Source organism: Burkholderia sp. Ac-20379 (assembly GCF_017104645.1).
In the GTDB taxonomy this organism is placed as follows: Bacteria; Pseudomonadota; Gammaproteobacteria; order Burkholderiales; family Burkholderiaceae; genus Burkholderia.
The window spans coordinates 1-1,609 of the sequence record NZ_JAAGPF010000655.1; the positions used below are offsets into that span (position 1 = coordinate 1).

Consider the following 1,609-nt stretch of genomic DNA (forward strand, 5'->3'; position numbering starts at 1 on the left):
TACGCCCGAGCCCACCTCGCTCGTCGATTTCGCCACCACGGCCGTCAACGTGCTGAAAGTCAGCCCGAAGGTGGTGGAAGGTCTGCTCGACTACGATTTCGCGTTCAACCCGAGGCCGCTGCTGGCCGCCTCCTGGTCGATCGAGGACGGCGGCAGGCGCTACGTGTTCCATCTGCGCCAAGGCGTGAAATGGCATGACGGCCAGCCGTTCACGTCGGCCGACGTGGCGTTCTCGCTCGACCTGCTGCGCAAATATCACCCGCGCGCGAAAAGCACGTTCGCCAACGTCGCCTCGGTGGCCACGCCCGACGCGGCCACCGTGGTGCTGACGCTGAGCAAGCCCACGCCGTACCTGATCAAGGCGTTCTCGGCCACCGAAACGCCGATCCTGCCGAAGCACCTGTACGACGCCGGCGATCCGCTCAACAACCCGGCCAACAACGCGCCGGTGGGCACCGGGCCGTTCCGCTTCGTCAAATGGGTGCGCGGCAACTACATCGAATACGCGCGCAACCCCGATTACTGGCAGCCCGGCAAGCCGTACCTCGACCGCCTGTTCGTCAAGATCATCGCGGATCCGGGCGCGCGCACGGCCGCGTTCGAGAGCGGCGCGGTGGATCTGGGCGGCGACATCCCGGTGCCGCTGGCCGATCTCGCGCGCCTGAAGGCCAACCCGAAGCTCGCGCTCGATACGCGCGGCTACGAATTCCAGGCCGGCGTGGCCCGCATCGAGTTCAATCTCGACAACCCGGTGCTGAAGAACCTGAAGGTGCGGCAGGCGATCGCCCATGCGCTCGATCGCGAGGTGATCCGCAAGGTCATCTATTACGGCTACGCCACGCCGCTGGTCAGCCCGCTGATTCCGTCGAACCCGTACTACGATCCCGCGCCGAACCCCTACCCGTTCGACCCGGCCGCCGCCAACGCGCTGCTCGACGCGGCCGGCTACCCGCGCCATGGCGACGGCACGCGTTTCGCGCTGACCATCGATCCGCTGCCGATCGGCGACATTCCCGCGCGCACCGCCGCCTACGTGAAATCGGCGCTGGCGCGCGTGGGCATCGCCGTGACGATCCGCAATCAGGATCTGCCGGCCTACCTGAAGCGGATCTACACCGACCGCGATTTCGACTTCAGCCTGAACGGCATGAGCAACCTGTTCGATCCGGCGGCGGGCGTCGCGCGGCTCTACACCACCGCCAGCTTCCGGCGCGGCGTGCCGTTCACCAACGGCTCGCACTACAGCAACCCGGCGATCGACGCGCTGTTCGCGCAGGCCGCCGAGGAAACCGACGAGGCCGCCCGCAAGCGCGCGTTCGCGCAGATCCAGCAGACGCTGGAGCGCGATCTGCCCGACATCAACCTGGTCGCGCCGCAATACGTGACGGTCGCCTCGCGCGCCGTGCAGGCGCATACCGTGTCGCCCGACGGCGTGTCGGGCAGCTTCGCCGACCTGTGGCTGAAGCGCTGACACCCCGTTCCCCCTTTTGCCTGGAGATTGCGCGATGAGCGCCGTACTGGTTCCCCTCACCCCGATCGACGCGCCGCATGCGGGCGCAGCCGCGCGCCCCGCCGTCGAACGCGCCCGCGCACTGGCCGCCGAATTCGC

General features: G+C 68.2%; 1 protein-coding gene. It reads left to right on the forward strand.

Features of this window, described 5'->3' with window-relative positions; genetic code table 11:
• Nucleotides 1-1,471 (forward strand): ABC transporter substrate-binding protein (locus tag G3N92_RS33665; protein ID WP_206131816.1); only part of this gene is annotated, 1,471 nt, incomplete at its 5' end.
• Nucleotides 1,472-1,609: the final 138 nt, after the last annotated feature.